This is a genomic window from Polaribacter sp. HaHaR_3_91 (genome assembly GCF_019278525.1).
In the GTDB taxonomy this organism is placed as follows: Bacteria; Bacteroidota; Bacteroidia; order Flavobacteriales; family Flavobacteriaceae; genus Polaribacter.
Genome location: NZ_CP058986.1, coordinates 2,991,083 through 3,010,889, shown reverse-complemented (window position 1 = coordinate 3,010,889; position 19,807 = coordinate 2,991,083). Strand labels below are relative to the sequence as shown.

The 19,807-nt window shown below is 28.5% G+C and carries 22 protein-coding genes and 1 CRISPR repeat array (1 of these 23 only partly in view); all 22 genes read right to left on the bottom strand.

Translation table 11 applies throughout. The features are described 5' to 3' along the window. A CRISPR array of direct repeats spans window positions 1-1,462; the repeat unit is 46 nt; unit sequence CTTGTGATTGCTCACGTAAAAATACAATTTGAAATCAATTCACAAC; it reaches 1,853 nt to the left of the window's first position. A 72-nt stretch (window positions 1,463-1,534) separates the two neighbouring features. The 22 genes from H0I27_RS12770 to H0I27_RS12665 all read right to left on the bottom strand — a co-directional run bounded on the left by H0I27_RS12770 (window position 1,535) and on the right by H0I27_RS12665 (window position 19,597). Beyond that, window positions 1,535-2,392, bottom strand: a complete 858-nt coding sequence (locus H0I27_RS12770) for a DUF6371 domain-containing protein (RefSeq protein ID WP_218731056.1) — start codon at window positions 2,390-2,392, stop codon at window positions 1,535-1,537. 59 nt (window positions 2,393-2,451) lie between these two features. Continuing rightward, window positions 2,452-2,655: a hypothetical protein gene (locus H0I27_RS12765; protein ID WP_218731055.1), complete on the bottom strand. Its 204-nt coding sequence runs from the start codon at window positions 2,653-2,655 to the stop codon at window positions 2,452-2,454. 5 nt (window positions 2,656-2,660) lie between these two features. After that, on the bottom strand, window positions 2,661-3,695 hold the full coding sequence (locus H0I27_RS12760) for an AAA family ATPase (RefSeq protein WP_218731054.1): 1,035 nt from the start codon (window positions 3,693-3,695) through the stop codon (window positions 2,661-2,663). Window positions 3,696-3,699: 4 nt separating this feature from the next. Beyond that, window positions 3,700-3,918, bottom strand: coding sequence for a hypothetical protein (locus H0I27_RS12755; protein ID WP_218731053.1), 219 nt, complete (start codon window positions 3,916-3,918; stop codon window positions 3,700-3,702). A 215-nt stretch (window positions 3,919-4,133) separates the two neighbouring features. Then, window positions 4,134-5,063 carry a hypothetical protein gene (locus tag H0I27_RS12750; RefSeq protein WP_218731052.1) on the bottom strand — a complete coding sequence of 310 codons (930 nt, stop codon included), beginning with the start codon at window positions 5,061-5,063 and terminating at the stop codon, window positions 4,134-4,136. Next, window positions 5,063-6,424 (bottom strand): site-specific integrase, encoded by a 1,362-nt coding sequence (locus H0I27_RS12745; protein ID WP_218731051.1) that lies wholly within the window; start codon window positions 6,422-6,424, stop codon window positions 5,063-5,065. The genes H0I27_RS12750 and H0I27_RS12745 overlap by 1 nt, the downstream gene beginning before the upstream one ends. A gap of 225 nt (window positions 6,425-6,649) precedes the next feature. Then, on the bottom strand, window positions 6,650-7,084 hold the full coding sequence (locus H0I27_RS12740) for an integrase core domain-containing protein (protein ID WP_218731050.1): 435 nt from the start codon (window positions 7,082-7,084) through the stop codon (window positions 6,650-6,652). A 66-nt stretch (window positions 7,085-7,150) separates the two neighbouring features. Further along, entirely contained in the window at window positions 7,151-7,510 is a 360-nt protein-coding gene (locus H0I27_RS12735; RefSeq protein ID WP_218731049.1) for an integrase core domain-containing protein, read from the bottom strand. 384 nt (window positions 7,511-7,894) lie between these two features. After that, window positions 7,895-8,743: an IS3 family transposase gene (locus tag H0I27_RS12730; RefSeq protein ID WP_254712881.1), complete on the bottom strand. Its 849-nt coding sequence runs from the start codon at window positions 8,741-8,743 to the stop codon at window positions 7,895-7,897. Further along, entirely contained in the window at window positions 8,689-9,147 is a 459-nt protein-coding gene (locus H0I27_RS12725; protein WP_218761396.1) for a helix-turn-helix domain-containing protein, read from the bottom strand. Before H0I27_RS12725 ends, H0I27_RS12730 begins: the two co-directional genes overlap by 55 nt. A gap of 181 nt (window positions 9,148-9,328) precedes the next feature. Then, on the bottom strand, window positions 9,329-9,946 hold the full coding sequence (locus H0I27_RS12720; RefSeq protein ID WP_218731048.1) for a hypothetical protein: 618 nt from the start codon (window positions 9,944-9,946) through the stop codon (window positions 9,329-9,331). Window positions 9,947-10,097: 151 nt separating this feature from the next. Continuing rightward, window positions 10,098-10,673 (bottom strand): hypothetical protein, encoded by a 576-nt coding sequence (locus H0I27_RS12715; protein ID WP_218731047.1) that lies wholly within the window; start codon window positions 10,671-10,673, stop codon window positions 10,098-10,100. A gap of 682 nt (window positions 10,674-11,355) precedes the next feature. Next, window positions 11,356-11,790, bottom strand: a complete 435-nt coding sequence (locus H0I27_RS12710) for a hypothetical protein (RefSeq protein ID WP_218731046.1) — start codon at window positions 11,788-11,790, stop codon at window positions 11,356-11,358. A 153-nt stretch (window positions 11,791-11,943) separates the two neighbouring features. After that, window positions 11,944-12,762: a hypothetical protein gene (locus H0I27_RS12705; protein WP_218731041.1), complete on the bottom strand. Its 819-nt coding sequence runs from the start codon at window positions 12,760-12,762 to the stop codon at window positions 11,944-11,946. Then, window positions 12,762-13,253, bottom strand: coding sequence for a hypothetical protein (locus H0I27_RS12700; RefSeq protein ID WP_218731040.1), 492 nt, complete (start codon window positions 13,251-13,253; stop codon window positions 12,762-12,764). Before H0I27_RS12700 ends, H0I27_RS12705 begins: the two co-directional genes overlap by 1 nt. Window positions 13,254-13,362: 109 nt before the next feature. Beyond that, the gene (locus H0I27_RS12695) at window positions 13,363-14,211 is read right to left on the bottom strand and encodes an IS3 family transposase (RefSeq protein ID WP_254712738.1); all 849 of its coding nucleotides are present in this window, start codon (window positions 14,209-14,211) and stop codon (window positions 13,363-13,365) included. Next, window positions 14,157-14,615 carry a helix-turn-helix domain-containing protein gene (locus H0I27_RS12690; RefSeq protein WP_025566198.1) on the bottom strand — a complete coding sequence of 153 codons (459 nt, stop codon included), beginning with the start codon at window positions 14,613-14,615 and terminating at the stop codon, window positions 14,157-14,159. Before H0I27_RS12690 ends, H0I27_RS12695 begins: the two co-directional genes overlap by 55 nt. A gap of 209 nt (window positions 14,616-14,824) precedes the next feature. Continuing rightward, on the bottom strand, window positions 14,825-15,343 hold the full coding sequence (locus H0I27_RS12685) for a hypothetical protein (protein WP_218731045.1): 519 nt from the start codon (window positions 15,341-15,343) through the stop codon (window positions 14,825-14,827). Then, window positions 15,340-15,735, bottom strand: a complete 396-nt coding sequence (locus H0I27_RS12680; RefSeq protein ID WP_254713089.1) for a hypothetical protein — start codon at window positions 15,733-15,735, stop codon at window positions 15,340-15,342. The genes H0I27_RS12685 and H0I27_RS12680 overlap by 4 nt, the downstream gene beginning before the upstream one ends. Before the next feature lie 113 nt (window positions 15,736-15,848). Next, a complete protein-coding gene (locus tag H0I27_RS12675) occupies window positions 15,849-16,685 on the bottom strand; it encodes an IS3 family transposase (protein ID WP_254713167.1) in 837 nt (278 codons plus the stop codon). Next, a complete protein-coding gene (locus H0I27_RS12670) occupies window positions 16,682-17,203 on the bottom strand; it encodes a helix-turn-helix domain-containing protein (RefSeq protein ID WP_025562376.1) in 522 nt (173 codons plus the stop codon). The genes H0I27_RS12675 and H0I27_RS12670 overlap by 4 nt, the downstream gene beginning before the upstream one ends. A gap of 114 nt (window positions 17,204-17,317) precedes the next feature. Then, window positions 17,318-19,597 (bottom strand): AAA family ATPase, encoded by a 2,280-nt coding sequence (locus H0I27_RS12665; RefSeq protein WP_218731044.1) that lies wholly within the window; start codon window positions 19,595-19,597, stop codon window positions 17,318-17,320. Window positions 19,598-19,807: the final 210 nt, after the last annotated feature.

The window sequence follows — 19,807 nt, the reverse complement described above, 5'->3', positions numbered from 1 at the left end:
TTGAAATCAATTCACAACTATACTCCACTCTTAACTCTGTATCATTGCCTTGTGATTGCTCACGTAAAAATACAATTTGAAATCAATTCACAACAACGTTTTTAATATAACGTTGCATTGCTCCCTTGTGATTGCTCACGTAAAAATACAATTTGAAATCAATTCACAACATGATAAACAAAAGAAAAAAATTTCGTTTACTTGTGATTGCTCACGTAAAAATACAATTTGAAATCAATTCACAACTCACTTGTTATGGCTGCAATATTCTTAACCCTTGTGATTGCTCACGTAAAAATACAATTTGAAATCAATTCACAACATTGTCCTCTTGTTCCTTTTCATACTTATCCTTGTGATTGCTCACGTAAAAATACAATTTGAAATCAATTCACAACTATACTCCACTCTTAACTCTGTATCATTGCCTTGTGATTGCTCACGTAAAAATACAATTTGAAATCAATTCACAACAACGTTTTTAATATAACGTTGCATTGCTCCCTTGTGATTGCTCACGTAAAAATACAATTTGAAATCAATTCACAACATGATAAACAAAAGAAAAAAATTTCGTTTACTTGTGATTGCTCACGTAAAAATACAATTTGAAATCAATTCACAACTCACTTGTTATGGCTGCAATATTCTTAACCCTTGTGATTGCTCACGTAAAAATACAATTTGAAATCAATTCACAACATATATGCTATGTTTGAACCTTTAAGAAATCTTGTGATTGCTCACGTAAAAATACAATTTGAAATCAATTCACAACCAAAATACCAACGGCAATAACCAAAATACTCTTGTGATTGCTCACGTAAAAATACAATTTGAAATCAATTCACAACGTGCGTCTAGCGTTGTATCTGCAAAGATATCTTGTGATTACTCACGTAAAAATACAATTTGAAATCAATTCACAACGGTCTTGGTTGGTGTCTCTAATAACATACCCTTGTGATTGCTCACGTAAAAATACAATTTGAAATCAATTCACAACTGCAGGACCATATAAAAACAGAATAGGAAACTTGTGATTGCTCACGTAAAAATACAATTTGAAATCAATTCACAACAAATCCTCTTCACTTACATTTTGTAACAACCTTGTGATTGCTCACGTAAAAATACAATTTGAAATCAATTCACAACGGATTTATTGTAATATATACAAAGTTTATTCTTGTGATTGCTCACGTAAAAATACAATTTGAAATCAATTCACAACCATATTAGTCTGTTATTTTAAAACGGTTTGCTTGTGATTGCTCACGTAAAAATACAATTTGAAATCAATTCACAACTTTAATAAGTAAGATATGAAGATAACACCACTTGTGATTGCTCACGTAAAAATACAATTTGAAATCAATTCACAACGTACTTAACGTGTATGTATGGATCGGATTACTTGTGATTGCTCACGTAAAAATACAATTTGAAATCAATTCACAACCAATAGCGCTAATACTAACGCCACTACTTGCTTGTGATTGCTTACGTAAAAATACAATTTGAAATCAAAGTACTACAATAAAAAATCAACCAAATCCCCTCCATTTTCTAATTCAATGCTTTCCAATAAATTACTACATTCAATTTTATATCCTTGTTTATTTAGAAGAATTGCTTTTTCATTCCAAATTTTATATTCAGTTTTATCAGGATAAGCAATAATTGCATAATCTTTAATTGGTTGTAGCATTTTTTCTTTAAAACCTGTTTTACTACCTGTAGCTAACCAAATGAAATTAGGAATCATAATACTCATGATGATTGCAGTTTTTTCTGATTCTACAATACAAATTGTATCACTTTTAGAAATGCTGTTTATAAGGTGCAGCCCAAATAAACATTGTTGTAATACAAAATTATTTAATTTTAGTTGTTTGTGTATCCAGCTAACATGATTAAAAGGTTTTTTAACTCTTTTACCTGTATTACAATTGTACAACATAATCTTGCCACCACGTATTACGTTTTTTGTGTCTATTTGCCAAAATATTGTTGCTCCATGCCAATAGTTTGTTGTCCCTATGTGATACATATCTATTGCTTGTGATACAATTTTAGGCTCAAAATTCCTTAATAAATAGCTTATAAAGTTACTTTGTTGCTTTGTATTACAATATTCTTGCAATACTTTTCTATTGTGATACGAAGGTTGTATTACTTCTGTGATACAGTTATTAATATTTGTAATACAATTTGATGTTGGTTTTTTAAAATAACCACATTTACTTTCTCTATCACATCTTCCATCACTAGAATTTAAATAAAGATTAGTTTCATTGTCAATAAATTTTACAAATGTTTTCTTATGGCAATTAGGGCAGATAAACTTTCTGCTTGATCTATCTAAACTGTATTTATAATTATGTTTCATTTTTTTGAATTCGTACCATTCGTACCTATTTATTGGTACGAATGGTACGATTATGTTTTTTAATTTTTGCGAATGTGATTTTCTAATAGGTAACGTAATCCATCTTCTTTAGTGAAGTCTGGTAGCTCATATTTCTTTTTCGGTTTTATTTCACTTTTTTTTATTTTACTTTTTTTTATATCGCTTCTTAGCATATCGGATAGCTTGATAAACTCTTCTTTAGAAAGAGCTTTGGCTATTGTGTATATGTCTGAAGCAACCATCTATCTTAGATATTTAGTTTTTTTCTTCTTTTTCTGATAGTTCCTTCGCATACATTTAACATTTCAGCTATATGAACATTATTCTTTCCTTCAGAAATTAAAAACTTCATCTGTTCGTCTCTTTCTTCTAAGTCCGATGTTCCAAAAGTTTTAAGATGTGCTTTTTCAGAATCAAAATCTTCAAAATGAAATTCTAGAAAGTTAGTTTCTTTATCAAGACTGCAAACAATAACATTCTCTGAGTGATATAAATGTTCTGTGTTACGTTGCTTAATTTGTTTGATATATCTAAACGATGCTTCTTGAGAACTACTACCAATAGCAAAACAACTATCACAAAAATTCATTAGCATTTTACTTCCTGCTAGATCATTTTTACTAATAGGTTTAGAGTCATCTCTTTTAGGAGTATGAGCTAATACAAGTATTGAAACATTATTTGTATTAGATATTTTTTTAAGAGTTTTCATTAATATCAAAGCATCTTTTGCTTTTTCATTTTCGCTGCTTAAAAAGGTAAGATTGTCTACAATCAAAACAGATACTTTTGTTTTGGTAATAATATCTGACAAGGTTGCGCAAAGATATTCTTCAATATTATTGTACTCTTTTGGTAACTCTAACTCGGTATGAAATTCTGCACGAAGAAAATTTTTATTAAATTGATAATGGTTTTCATATTGTTCAGAACACCTATTTTCAAATTGTTTATCAGATAATTCAAAGTCTAAATAGAGAACTCTTTTAGGAGGGCTTTCAAGTTTAAACCCAGGTATTGCTTTTCCTTTACTAATACTATCCGCTATTTGCACAGCTAAAATAGATTTACCTAAATTAGTGTCTGCAAATAAAATACAAAGCTCATTTTCATACCATAGCTCACTAAAAAGCATGTTGGGTATTGGTCTGTTTTTAGCCTCCTCTACCCAAGTATTTGCTTCTTTAATAATTAAACAACCATATTCAAAACCTTTAATTTTAAGTTTTTTTTGATTGTTTTCTATATCCTTAGTTATTAAATTAACTTTATCTTTTATCATGAAGTTAATTTTTAAGATTATTAGAGTCTATTGGCGGAATAGGCATTATTAACTCACCAATTGTCTTTGATGGATCATACAGACCGTGATTATCTAAACTATTTAAATAGTCTGTTATAATTTCTCTAGTTAAAGCGGATACTTTTATCCCTTTTTCATCCGCTAAAATTTGAAGGTGTTCTTTCTGGTCTTGATCAATTCTAAAATTAATTGTTGCAATCATTTTTACTTTTTGTTTTAAATATTTTTAAAATAAATACTTGTTAAAAAGTAAGGTGATTTTACATCAAAAGATAACTACCTAATTAACAAGAATTAACTAGGTGCAATTACGTGATACAATGAAGCTTTTAAAAGGGAGGGAAAAGGGGAAATGTGTGGGAAATGTGTGGGAATTTTTAAGGTTTATGGGGAATAGTTAAAAATAGCTTCTGATTATTAAAATTGCCCCCATTCTTTTTCAATTTCTTTTACTCTTTTAAAATGTTTATCCCCTTCAGAACTGTTTAATTTAATTTCTCCAAAAGTAAAGCCAAAGTGACTATTTATAATTTTCCCAAAGGACTCGGCAGATGGTGTTTTTATACTTAGTTTGTTACTAAAAAAATCAAAAAGGCTTACGATAAAAGCTCTATTTATTATGTCTTTTATGGTAATTAGATGCTCTATAAATTCAATTTGTTTTAAAGAATGAAATTCTTCAGGGTATTCTTTATATATTATTTGAGCTATTGTTTTTTTTGTAAAGACATTATCTTCTGTAAAAGAAAAACGTTGGTTTAAATCTATTAAAATTAATAAATCATTTTCAAAATCAAACATTTCAATTAACAATTCATTAGTTTGAAGTAAATTTCTGTTAAAGTAATTTATTTCCCCAATAAGGAAGGCTACAACTAACTCATACTGATATTTTAGTTGGTTTTGGAATAATGCTCTAGCTCTCTTTAATTTATTAAATTCATTTTCCGAGACCATTGTAGGTAGATTGTTAGTCCATTTAGAATAAAGATTTTTGAACTGTATTAAGGCAGCTTCTTTTTTTCTAGCTTCTAAAAAACCAAAGGTTTCATCATCAAAGTTAATGTTAAATAAAATATTTTTACATAAACTATTCTTATATTGATTTAATAAAAAGTCATAAACCTCTATAGTAAGTTCATCTGTAAATTTGTAACCAGTATTATTATGATCGTATTTAACTACGTTCTTTCGTTCTCCTAGATTTTCTGTTTTAGTTGATTTTATTATTTCTAATTTATTTGATATAATTATTAAATCATTTTCCTTTAGAAAATTTTCTAATTGTATAATTTTATTCAAAGAGTTTAGTTCTTTTGGAATAATTCCAAAATATTTACTTTCCATTACTTTAATAATTTTGAATAATCTTCAGGCAATACGGCATCAATATCTCGTAGATATAATTCTAGTGCATCCATTGTTGCATGTCCTGTAATTAATTTTAATTTACTTTTTACTTCAAAAGGAGTTGCTGTTTTTGCCATTTCTTTATACAACTTCGTTATAAAGGTATGTCTAAAACTATATAAACCATAATCTTTACCTAAACCAAAATGGTCTTTTACTTTTTTAAACTGTTTGGTAAAATAATTTCTTTTATTGTTTTCTTTTGCTTCCCATTCGCCACCAATTTCATTTGGAGTAAATAAAAAATCGATTTTATTTAATTTAGATAGATCTGGTAATTGCTTAATTAATATATCAGGAATGATTTTAATTTTTACAGGCTTGTTTTTGGCTCTAACATAAATCTTTTTATCTATTAAATCGATATCACCAATTTTTAATCGACAAACTTCAACAGGTCTAAGAAAATTATAAGATATAAATTGAACAAAAAGATATAATACTGCATCATGTTTTTCTAAATATTTAAAAATATCTTTCTGCTCAGTTGTAGTATAGGTTTTATTTCTTTCTGGTACAGATTTTAAAACATTAATTTTCTTAACAAAATTATTTTCAATTATTTCATTGTCTTCTAACGTTTGAAATAAGGAACTGATGTCAGTACGTGTATTGTTTCTGTTTCTAGGGCTTGTTGCTTGTAATATAGTGTTCAAATATTGTATTACAAGTTTCTTATTTATAATTGAAATATCTTCTTTAAGATTATAGCCTTCTTCGTTGAGCCATTTTTTAAATCGTTCAATTCTATTTTTTAAATTTTGATACGAAATTCCACTTAGAACTTTAGATTTGGTATTTAATGCTAAGTCAAAAGAAGTGTTAATAGGGTAGAGGATTGGTGTTTCTTGTACAGCCTTTTTTTCAAGATACACAGGAGTTTCCTTTTGTGTTGGTGTATTCTTGATTTTGTCTTCTTCGGGAGATAGAAGATTTTCGATAAATTCAGCTAAGGAACTATTGTCTTCATAAGGATTGAAGCCTTTTGATAAAACATATTCTAAACTTTCCTTTAATTGAGTTAAGATGTGTATTCTACTTCTTTTATCTTTATAAAGGTTGACTCCAGCTTTTATATTAGTCTGCCTTTTTAGTTTTCCTGTAATTGGATCTCTAAATGAATAATAGACGTACCAACTTTTGGATAATGCTTCTTTTTTATCTTTTTTTGACAGTTTAGACCAGTCTCCAATAATAACTCCACCTGTGAAGATTTTTGGCTCTGAATAATTCAATTTCATAGTGGAATCGTGTACTTTATCGTGTACTCTTTGTAAAAGTAAGAAAAATGTAGACATAAAAAAACGAATTGTGAGACACAATTCGTTGATTTAATTAACATTAAGTTTGTAGCGAGAACGGGATTTGAACCCGTGACCTCAGGGTTATGAATTCGAGTTAAAATGCTTATAACGTAATAAATAACCTTTTTTATTTGTAAATCGTGTTCAAAAACGTGTTCAGTTTAGACCAGATTATTAGTATAAATTTCTGTATGCAATTTACTAATTTTACTATATGTTTTACATACTTTTAAAAGATAAATTTTTATACATCTTAAGTTTACATTTTATATTCGGATTTAAGTGTACTTCTGCAGGTTTTCTTAAACCTAGGCTAAAATGTGTTCTTAAATTATTGTAAATGTATACTGCTTGTTTTGTTATTTCTTGAGCAATATCTGTGTTTTTAAGAATTTGTTTTAATCCGTATTCGTATTTTAAAGTTCTATTAATTCGTTCTGCAATAGCGTTTTCGTAAGGATTATATTTTTCAGTCATACTCATTGTAATTCCGTTATTTTCTGCAAATTCCGTGTACTTAGGGTTACAATATTGAAAACCTATATCTGAATGATGAATGAGATTTTTAGTTGGATATTTTCTATTTTTAATAGCCATAGCCAGCACATCTGTACAAAGTGATGTTCTCATATGATTATCAAGTTTGTATCCCATAATGTATTATACTGATATAGGTTGACCTTTTTTGGTCTAATTTATACCTTTTAAATTATTTATATTCTATATAACTAGTTCAGTCAAATTTACATTATTTCTTCGATATGATTTGTATTTGATGTTTGGATTTAAATGTACTTCTGCTGGTTTTCTTAATTCTAAGCTAAAATGGGTTCTTAAATTGTTGTAAATATATACAGCTTGTTTTGTTACTTCTTGAGCAATGGCAGTATTTTTAATGCAATTTCTAAGTCCATATTCATATTTTAAAGTTCTATTAATTCGCTCTGCAATTGCGTTTTCATAAGGATCATATTGTTCTGTCATGCTCATCATTATGCCATTTTCTTCTGCAAATGCTGTGTAAAGTAATGGCAATCCTTTTGTATTACATTTGCAATCCTTTTCGTTTTTGTAATGCAATTATTTATTTTGATGAGAATTTGTGTCGTCTTTGTGAATTTGTAGCAATTGTTTTTACTTTATGATAAACATTGCAGTGTAAGGTAGTAGCAATTCTTTTGTATTACAGTTGCAATCTTTTTTGTTTTTGTAATACAATAATTTATTTTGATATGGCTTTGTGTTGTTTTTGTGAATTTATAGCAATTGTTTTTACTTTGTGATAAAATTGCAGTGTAAAGTAATGGCAATCCTTTTGTATTACATTTGCAATCCTTTTTGTTTTTGTAATGCAATTATATATTATACTGATATAGGTTGACCTTTTTTTAGGTTAATTTATACCGTTCAAAAGATTTTTTTAGCCGTTTAGAAGGCAAAAAATATTTTGAACTAGTTTTGTTTTCAAATTGTTAGTTCAGTCAAATTTACATTATTTCTTCGATATGATTTGTATTTGATGTTTGGGTTTAAATGTACTTCAGCTGGTTTTCTTAATTCTAAGCTAAAATGGGTTCTTAAATTGTTGTAAATATATACTGCTTGTTTTGTTACTTCTTGAGCAATGGCAGTGTTTTTAATGCAATTTCTAAGTCCATATTCATATTTTAAAGTTCTATTAATTCGCTCTGCAATTGCGTTTTCATAAGGATCATATTGTTCTGTCATGCTCATCATTATGCCATTTTCTTCTGCAAATGCTGTGTATTTGGGGTTACAGTATTGAAAACCTCTGTCAGAATGATGTATTAATTTTTTATCAGGGTATTTTCTATTTTTAATAGCCATTTCTAGCGCTTCTGAACAAAGTGATGTCTTCATGTTGTTATCTAATTTATAGCCCATAATTTGTTTAGAATATGCATCTGTAACGATTGCTAGGTAATTGTGTCCATTGTCTGTTTTAATGTATGTTATATCGCTTACCCATAGTTGTTCTGGTCGAGTAGGAACTTGGTCTTTAATTAGGTTTTTATATTTTCTAAATTGATGATTAGAATTTGTTGTTGTCACATAGTTTTTAAGCTTAGGAACAAGTAAATTATGAAGCCTTAACACATCGTACAACTTATCTCTACCGATTTTAATACCTTGTTTTATAAAGTCTTGTTTAAGTTCATCATATAACTTAATTCCGCCAGTTCTCATACCAACTAATTTTCGATATTCTTGTATCATTGCGATGACTTTTTCATCGTTTAGTCGTTTGTTTTCTTGGGTTTTGAGTCTTTTGTAGAAGGCTTGTTTACTAATCCCAAAACACTCATAGAACCATTTTCTTTTAAACGGTTTTTCTTTTTTAGTTCTATCTCTTTCGCTAATGTTTTGGGCAACGACTTTTTTGACAAATCGACTCCAGTAATGATTTCCATGTCAGCAATAATATCTTGTTGAAATTCCTTTACAAACTCCAATTCTTCAATACGTTCCTTTAGTTTTTTAATCTCATCTAATTTACTCATACCTGTATTTTGTTGGACTAAAGTACTATATTTTTTGATCCAATACCCAATTGTAGTTCTAGGAACATCATATTTTTTGGAAGCAAAGTTTGTGGAAATCTGTCCATTCTGAATTTGGTCAACGACGAATAATTTGAGTTCTAAAGTTGCTTTTTCGTACGTTTTTTTTCGCCAGGGTTGTTTTTGAGCTTTCATAAGTGACTATAATTAAGTGTTTAATTTTTAGTCAACCTATTTCAGGAAAGTACATTTTCATAATTACAGGTAACGTTGTTGTGTATTGAATGTTGCGGCTTTGTGAACGAGGAATTTCCTACGGAAATTCAGGAGTTTGCAAAGAAGCAACAAGTTTTAGTTTAGCCAAATATAGCAATATTTAATACACGGTGTTACCAAACGTTTTTATTTCAATTTCACTTTTCAATTTTTCCTTCAGAAATTCCAAAATATTTTTATAATCGGATTCATTCAGGTTCATATGATTTATATAATGAACTTTATCATTATTTTCATATAGGATTATTTCATTTTCTTTTAAATCAATATTTTTAATATTTTCAATTCCGATAGTTTTTTTTCTTGAACCATTTTCAAAACTCAATTCATTTTTTTTTATTTCAATAATTCCACTTGGAATATATAAAAATCCAGAAATTAGCGAGAGAATTCCTGTTACAAAAAGTAAAGTCCACATAATTTTTTCCGATTCAAAATATTTCAAGGCTAAAATTCCACCAACAGACAATAATATTCCAAATATAAAAGGCATGACTCTATTATAATCGTCATTATTAGTCGGAATTCTTAATTGGTAAATTCTTTTTCCTTTCTTATATTTCATTTTTTCATAAATACTCAACAAAATAAATACAATCCATATTATTGGAAAATATTCTCTTATTGGGTCAATTAATTCTCTCACATATTTTATTTGAAATAGCAGAACAATTCCAATTATCATTATTGTTCCTAAATATGGATTTCGGTTTTTCATCTAATGTTTGGTAACGTATTTTTGTATGGAAAGTTGCGTTTTAAGTCGACGGCTATTTTCCGAAGGAAAATAGGAGTAGACAAAAATGCAACAAACTTTGATTATGCCAAATTAAGCAATTTTTTATACAAGGTGTTGTGCGTTCGTTTTTTTACCATTCAGCATTATTTTTCAATAATTCAATTGGTATTTTTCTTTTAATATAAATTTTTTTTTCAAATGAATTTCCTTTTCTATTTATTAATAGCGTGTCTCCTCTAAATTCAAAAGTTTGTTTTATTATTCCCACATCACCCATTCCAGAAACTTGAGTTATTAAATCTCCTTTTATTTCACCATTTTTAGAATATAAAACTCCACGCCAACCTGTAAATTCAGGGTCAAACATATTGCTTTTTAATTCAGGGTTTTCTCTGTTTAGTATAAATAAATTAAAATTTCCGTTCTCATAAAACTTATAAACTCCATATGAAGTGTGAGGGTTTTCATAATTTTTTCTAGCTAAAACATTAACAGGTTTATTTCCAGAATAAAAAGTCGTATTATATTCTTCGTAGATTATTTGAGTATCAATATCTTTTAAAACACCTTTTTCAAAATGCTTTTTATTCTTGTAAACTTTTTCGTTTATTGCTGCTCTTGAAAAACCATTCTTCAATTTAAATGTTTTTATTCCACAAGAGATAGTGGTTGCTAAAACAAATAATATTATTAAGTTTTTTTTCATTTTCAATAGTTAATTCTTCAATTCAGCGTTTTGCTTGGAAATGACGCACAACGTTTTTGTATAAGCTTAGTTGCGTGTTTTAAGCAGTGAATTTACTAAATTAATCACGAACGGCGAAATTCCGAAGGAATTTCCCAAGTGAGCTATAACCAGCAATTAAGTTTATACGGTGTTGTAATTTCGTTGTGAAACATTTGAGTAAACACGTTTTGATTCCGTTTTCAACTTTTCAACGTTTGAGTAAATTCCAACATTTTAACTTTAAAACACTTTTTCTAAAAAAAAATCTTGATTAAATTCCGCATTTTTGGTTTTTCGCTTGAGTAAATTCCAACGTTTTTATTCCGCAAAGATTTTCAATTCCGCCTACTTAATCATTCACGAGAGTTTGTTCCGCAAAATTCAGTTTTCACAAACTGGTTAAATTTCAAAGTTGAGTAAATTCCGCAAAGATTTTCAATTCAGCATTTGAGTGTTTTTTTTACTTTAAAAACTCAAACTTCATTTTATTTTTCAACCGTTTTCGTTTTTCTGAACAATGAATTACAACGTTTATGTATAAGAATAGTTGCGGGTTTGTATGCGAGGATTTTCCGAAGGAAAATCAGACGTTACAAACACGCAACGACCTTTGATTAAGCACTAAACCGCAATTATTTTTATACGGTGTTGCCACACGTTTTTATTCCGTTTTAAAATTTCTATTCAGCCAATTCTTTGCGAAAAGTTTCTTTTTTTCAGTCAGAAGTTCTTTCAGCGATACTTTTTCAAAATATGTACAACCTGAACAAATAGAAACTAATTCATCTGATTTTTTTATTTCCGAAATCAGATTTTTTTCAGTTTCATTCAGTTTGTATTTATTCAGTTCAGCAAGTTTTTCAAGACTAATTACTGCCATATATCTTTCAGCATTATTGTCAGAAGTCAGAAGTTTCGCAATCGAATTATATTTTTTAGTATTCAGTTTTTTCGTTACTTTTTCTACGGTTTTTGACGGTTGACCTGCGAAATAACAAGCAAATCCAACCATTTCATTTTGGTCCACATTATCTTGAGCGTTCATTCCGCTTAAAATTCCGATTAGAAATACTATGGTTAATATTTTAGTTCTCATTTTTCTCAAATGTGTGGCAACGGTTACGTATAAGAATAGTGCGTTTTTGTGTGCGAGGATTTTCCGCAGGAAAATCAGAAGTAGCAAAAAAGCACTGTTCTTTGTTTAAGCACTAATCTACGCATTATTTTTATGCGATGTTACCACCAGTTTTTAATCACATCCGCCACAACCACCGCAACTACTACATCCACTGTCACAAGAAGAGCAACCAGATGCATCAAATTCAGAATCAAATGAATCTAAAGTGTCATCAAAACTATCAAAATATGAATCAAACATATAATCGTCTTCAAAAAAGTCAACATATAACCACCAATCACTATCAGAATCATAAGTATCACTATATAAAACTTTCTGTTGATTTAGTAATTCTTTATCAATTGTTTTTAAAAGTTGAAAATCTAAGTTCTTTAATAGGAAAATGTTTCCTCCAATTCTCAATAATAACTCTAATCCTTTCTTCTTATCATTATGAAGCAAATGGTCTATACTTTTATCAACCTCATTTAAATAGTTAGATATTTCTCTCCTTAGTTTGTTTCCGTTGTCAGTTAGTTTATTTAACCTAAATAAATTCAACAAGAATGATTGCTTAAAATAAGGGTTGATTTCTCGATTACTTCTTGTCGATTTTTTAAAATTCCAGCCTCCGTTTGAGGAGTCGTAAGCCATTTTTATAAAATTCTTAAAAAGTATTTGAATTGAAGGACTTTTTATAAATGGACTCAAATAAATTAATTCGTGATTTTTTGGCTGGTATTTATTAAAGTTTTTACCTGAAATAACATACGTGTAAGTTCTAATGTAGTTGTCTCTAGGATGAGACTTTTTATTTATTTCTTTAATTTCAATTACTTTTTTTAGAAGTAAATCCATAAAAGTAAACTTCATTAAATCTTTCAATTGTACAGAGGTACAATCTTTAATTAGCATTGTTTCTGCAGGTGTTATTTGAGATAGTATTTTCATTACTTTTTAAATCGTAGTTTAGGTATTATCCAATTTCTATTTCTATTAACTCTTGTAAAGTGAATCTCATTAAATCTAGTGTCAATATCAACCCAAATGTCACTTGGTGGTTTTTCATTAAATATTAACTCGTAAAAATCAAGTGTTTTTGAATACTGTTCTTTAAATAAAGTTCTTTCCTCAGAGCCTTTTGTTGGTCCGTGATGAATATTTTTATTTATTGTGTTTTTACAAAGTTCAATCCAATATGATTCTGTGTAAAGTAAATGAAGATGCCAGACTTGGTCAATTTGGTCTGAAGGTGTTTGGGGGAAATCTGAAATAGTAATCAGAAAAATAAATTTTTTGTATTCCAATACTGTTCTCAGTGAATATTCTATTGACCAATCATTTTCTCTTGCTAATCTATCTGTAAAACTGAATGAAGAATCTATGTCGTCAATTTCAAAATTTTGAATTTTATTCCATATTTCATTTTGTTTTTCAGTCATTTTTGTATTATACTGATATAGGTTGACCTTTTTTTAGGTTAATTTATACCGTTCAAAAGATTTTTTTAGCCGTTTAGAAGGCAAAAAATATTTTGAACTAGTTTTGTTTTCAAATTGTTAGTTCAGTCAAATTTACATTATTTCTTCGATATGATTTGTATTTGATGTTTGGATTTAAATGTACTTCAGCTGGTTTTCTTAATTCTAAGCTAAAATGGGTTCTTAAATTGTTGTAAATATATACTGCTTGTTTTGTTACTTCTTGAGCAATGGCAGTGTTTTTAATGCAATTTCTAAGTCCATATTCATATTTTAAAGTTCTATTAATTCGCTCTGCAATTGCGTTTTCATAAGGATCATATTGTTCTGTCATGCTCATCATTATGCCATTTTCTTCTGCAAATGCTGTGTATTTGGGGTTACAGTATTGAAAACCTCTGTCAGAATGATGTATTAATTTTTTATCAGGGTATTTTCTATTTTTAATAGCCATTTCTAGCGCTTCTGAACAAAGTGATGTCTTCATGTTGTTATCTAATTTATAGCCCATAATTTGCTTAGAATATGCATCTGTAACGATTGCTAGGTAATTGTGTCCATTGTCTGTTTTAATGTATGTTATATCGCTTACCCATAGTTGTTCTGGTCGAGTAGGAACTTGGTCTTTAATTAGGTTTTTATATTTTCTAAATTGATGATTAGAGTTTGTTGTTGTTACATAGTTTTTAAGCCTAGGAACAAGTAAATTGTGAAGCCTTAACACATCGTACAACTTGTCTCTACCTATTTTAATACCTTGTTTTATAAAGTCTTGTTTAAGTTCATCATATAACTTAATTCCGCCAGTTCTCATACCAACTAATTTTCGATATTCCTGTATCATTTCGATGACTTTTTCATCGTTTAGTCGTTTGTTTTCTTGGGTTTTGAGTCTTTTGTAGAAAGCTTGTTTACTAATCCCAAAACACTCATAGAACCATTTTCTTTTAAACGGTTTTTCTTTTTTAGTTCTATCTCTTTCGCTAATGTTTTGGGCAACGACTTTTTTGACAAATCGACTCCAGTAATGATTTCCATGTCAGCAATAATATCTTGTTGAAATTCCTTTACAAACTCCAATTCTTCAATACGTTCCTTTAGTTTTTTAATCTCATCTAATTTACTCATACCTGTATTTTGTTGGACTAAAGTACTATATTTTTTGATCCAATACCCAATTGTAGTTCTAGGAACATCATATTTTTTGGAAGCAAAGTTTGTGGAAATCTGTCCATTCTGAATTTGGTCAACGACGAATAATTTGAGTTCTAAAGTTGCTTTTTCGTACGTTTTTTTTCGCCAAGGTTGTTTTTGTGTTTTCATAAGTGACTATAATTAAGTGTTTAATTTTTAGTCAACCTATTTCAGGAAAGTACATTTTGGTAATTGGTGGTAACGTGTTTGTATATGGTTTGTTGCGTGTTTCAAGCAACTAATTTAGTAAATAATTACGGATAAAGAAAGTCCGCGAGGACTTTCGTAAGTAGGCGAGAAGCCAGTAATAAATTATATACGGTGTTGTAAAACGTTTTTTATTCACTCGGTATTTTATATTTTCCGCCTATTAATTCCCAACTATTTTTCTTTCTGTCAAATACAAATCTCATATCAGGAACGTAGCCATTTGTTCCGCCGCATTCTAATGCAAAATCCGCCTTTTTAAATTTCAGTCCATTGTTGAAATGAATTCTTCTCTTTCCAGTAACATTTACAATTCCAAAATTTACGTCAACTGTGTCAATTCCGATTATTTTGTGAGTCAGACGGATAATCTTGACTGTCTTTTTTTCTTTAATCGATAAGTCAATTAATTCCTCATTGGTTAAGAATTTGTATCTGTCCGATACATTTAATTCAGAAATTCGTTGTCCAATTTCATTTGGTTCAATGTATTTCCAACCACTTGAGAGTAGAAGGTCAAATCTCGTATTTAGTGCTTTAACATAAATACTATCCAATTCTATTTTTTCAATCGTATTCCGTTCGGTTTCTTGTCCAAAAGTCAAGAAGCCAATTAAAATCAATATGATTGTCAAAATATTTTTATTCATTTTGTTCGAACAAATTTTCCAGAGTGAGAAATCACGTGCAAATTCACACGCATTGTAAAATCAATTGTATCTTTTTTACAATTTGTAATTTCATAATATGGCTTTCCATTTGATATTAACATCTTTTGTAACTCAGTCAGCGAGTCATTTTGTTTTTCAAGTGATTTTAGCCTAAAAGAATTCTCTCCGAGATTTTCAATTTTATATTTACGATTCAATTCAGAGTTTATTTCCGTTAAGTTTTGTCCGTCAATTTCGAATTCAAATTTTGGATGGTCAGAAAACTGTTCGTCATAAATTACTCTATACTTTCCGTCATTCAAACCGCAATTTTTATCAGCACATTTAAATCCGAAACAGAATATTATTAATATGTACAGAATTTTTTTCATAATGTTTTACAACGTTGTTGTGTATGATTAGTTGCGTGTTTTAAGCACTAAAGTTAGTAAATAAAACACAGATAGAAAGTGAAGTGCACCCAAATGTTTAGACAAATTTATAATTAATTTTGATAATAATTAGCTCGATATTCAATCGGGCTCATTCCCTTTAAATTTTGTTTAATTCTCTCATTATTATAATATTTTATATACACTTTAATCTCTTTTTTTAATTGAGATATCGACTTGTATTTATTTATATAAAACAATTCAGATTTTAGAATACCGAAGAAATTTTCTATCACAGCGTTATCTAAACAATTTCCTTTACGAGACATACTCTGAGTAATTCCTTTTTCTGTTAATAATCTTCGATACTGTTTCATTTGATACTGCCATCCTTGATCTGAATGTAATATTAAATTTGTTTGATCTGGTATTTTCTTAAAAGACTTTTTCAGCATAATAGCTACTTGTTTAAAATCAGGTTTTTCAGATAATTGATAATTTATTATTTCTCTATTAAAGAGATCAATTATTGGAGATAGATATAGTTTTTTTCCTAAAACTTTAAATTCTGTAATATCGGTAGCCCATTTTTTATTTGGCCTAATAGCTTTAAAATTTCGTTGTAATATATTAGGAGCTGTTTCCCCTATTTGCCCTTTATAAGACTTGTATCTTTTAGCTCTAATTAAACTTTTTAAACCTAATTCACGCATTAACTTGAGTACTGTTTTATGATTTATTAGAGTTCCTGTTTTGTTGATTTCTAAAGAGATTCTTCTATAACCATATCTTCCTTTGTGACGATGATATATTTGATGAATCAATAGTTTTATCTCTTTATATTTATCAACTATAAGACTTCTTTTATGATGATAATAATAACTACTTCTTGCCATGTTCATATGATATAATAAAATATCTAAATCATACTTATGCCTTAATTCTGTTATGGCTTTTGCTTTTTGTTTTGCTCTTGTTGAATTAAGGCCTGTAACTTTTTTAGCAAGTCCAGTTCTGCACGTAATGATTCATTTTCTAATAAAAGTTCCTCTTCTCTTGTTAAAGGTTTATTAGACTTTTTTTTAGCCCTCTTAAATTGCATAGATTTTGGTTTACCTCTAGGTTTAATGTTTAAGCCTATAATACCCTCTTTTTTATAATTACGTTGCCACTTCATAATTACAGATTTTGTAGGAATATTAAATTCTAAACAAGCTTGACTGAAAGATAATGAATCTTTGTCAATAGCTTTTAAAACTTTAAGTTTAAAAGGAATGCTATACACTTTTGTTTTTCTTGGTAATAGTGCTTTTTTACCATATTTTTCATAAAATCGAATCCAATCATGAAGGGTTGTATGATGACAACCATATAACTTAGACACATCTTCAACTGTTTGGTTATTTTTTAAAACTTGCTTTACACATCGAAGTTTAAATGCGTAATCATATTTGACTTTTCTTCCCATAATAATACCCTCAAATAGTGTCTAACTTTTTGGGAGCAGTTCAAAGTCCGCGAGGACTTTCGTAAGTAAGCGATAAGCCAGCAATAAATTATATACGGTGTTACCTGCAGGCTTTTATTCCGTAATTATTTGTTCATCCATCATCATTTCATAATGTTGTCTACCAATAGTTGAAAATATTTCTTTAAATACATCAAATAATAATTGTGGTTGTTCAGCCGATATTTTTTGATAATAAACACCATCTAAAGCTGTAACTTTATGGCTCTCGTCATTTATTGAAGCTACAAAAGCATACTTTAAATAGTATTCAGAACTTTGTCTGTCGTCATTTAAAATTGAGCTCCAAGAATCGTTTCCTATTCCAATAAAATGAACATAACTTTCAATTATTCTCCTCATAGAATTGGCAATCAAGATGTTTAAACTTGAATCTTGTGGTAGATTAATTTTTATCTCTTTAATTGATTCCCAAAGCATCGCATAATCATCTGTAATAGATTTATTGTACTGTCCAGAAATACTAGAAGTGTTATTTATTTTTGATATTTTATAATGCCAATAATCAGTACACATTGGTCTTCTATCAAAAGAAACCTCTTTATAGAAATAAAGATTGTGTGTTAAAATATATACTTGGGCGATATTTTCATTTTTAAGCAACTTCTTATTTGGTCGGTTATCATTTCCTTTTCTAAGTATTAACTGATGAATTAAAGAAGAAATCACAAATAATGCTTGACTATCAAGACTAGACACAGGATCATCAATAACTATGATTTTTCTTTTACTACTATTGTTAGTTATATCATCGGTTCCTATACATAATTGATAAAAATATAAGAATGAAATAAAACTTTTTTCACCTTCGCTTAGTGTTTTGAAAATAGGGTCTTCCGTTGTTGTATTTGGTCTTTTTAAATAATATTGTGAAATATTATTAACTAAATCTTTTTCTTTAATTTCAAAACTTTCAAAACCTGAATTTTTTAAAATTAAATTGATATTCTCAACTGCGTCTTGAGTATTTACTGTTTGACTTCTTAATACTTCAATTTGTCGCTTAAGAGTTAAACTATTTGTGTTGTAATCAGCGATTATTTGATTAGCTAGAGTATCAATTTTTTGATATTTAATTTCTTTAACCTCAAATTCTGCAATTTTTGTTTTACTTTTTTCTGCCAAATATGCCCAAATTCTAGAAATAAGATTTCTTTTATTTTGGTCAAGTTCAAGTAAAGCTTTGTTATTTGTTTTGATTAAATTAATAATTGTTGATAAAGATTCTTTCAGTGTGTTTATGGAAATTATATCTTTTTTTTCATTTGAGTTTTTAATTTTCAAATCAATTTCATTATTATTTCTGGCAAATAATTCTTGCAATTGAATATAAGAGTTAGAAACAATATTATTCGGATTAAATATACTCTGTATCTCTAAAACATTTTCTAAAAATAAAGTAGTTTTAGTTTTGTATTGGGTGTATAAATTTTCAATTAGTTCGATTTGTTGTTTTGAAGTTTTATCAAAATATTGATTAAATTGTGTTCTTAGGTTTTCGTCAATAGTTTCCTTTTGACAAAAAGGACAAGTAGTGTCAACTTCATTAAGAAAATTCACTCCAGTTTCTACCCAACTTCTAGAATTAAGTGATTTTATTAGTCCATCAATATTAACATCTTCATTTCCTACAATAATTTCTGAAATTAGTGGTTTTAATTCTGATTCTAACTGTCGAATTTCCTTATATAAACTAGAACTTATTGTAGTTTGAATTTCTAAAATCTCTTTTTCATAAAGTTCATTATAGCTAGTTGATAATTCAGACATTGAAGAAATTGTACTAGGAAGATTTACAAGAATTGTTTTTAGTTGTTGAAGATGATTCTGCTTACTTCCTGAAAAACCTAAATTTAATTTAGAGAACGAAGAGAAATTGTTTCTTTTAGCCCAGCAAAAATCTAGTAATTCTATTTTTTTCTGTCTTTTGTTACTTTCTATCCTTTGTTTTAAAGATTGTTTTCTTTCTGTACTTACTCTTATAGTTTCTATTTCGGATTGTTTTGTGCTTATTTCCCTATCAATAGTATCGTTGGTTTGATTTAATGAAAAAACACCTTTTAAAACTGAATTTCTATTAAAGTTGAAATCAATGAAATTCTCATCATAAACTAATATTTGATGATTTGTTTGGTCGTAACCATTATTACTACAATCATTGAAATCAGAAATTCTGTCAATTGGGTTTTTACTTAAATTGTGAAAATATTTTGCAATCGTTGATTTTCCTGAGCCGTTTGCTCCAAAGAAAAAATTGACTTTCTTTAAATTGGAAATTTCAATTCCATTTTGGTCATACGAAGCAATATTTTTTAATAGAATTGATTCAATCATATTTTATTCTCGATGTTTTTTTAGCTTGCAGGTAACGTGTTTGTGTATGGAAAGTTGCGGTTTTGTGTGCGAGGATTTTCCGAAGGAAAATCAGACGCAACAAAAATGCAACTACCTTTGGTTAAGCACTAAACTACGCAATTTTTTATACACGTTGTTGCCATTAGTACTTTTTTTTTACATAGAAATCATTCCGTTTTCTTTTTTCCG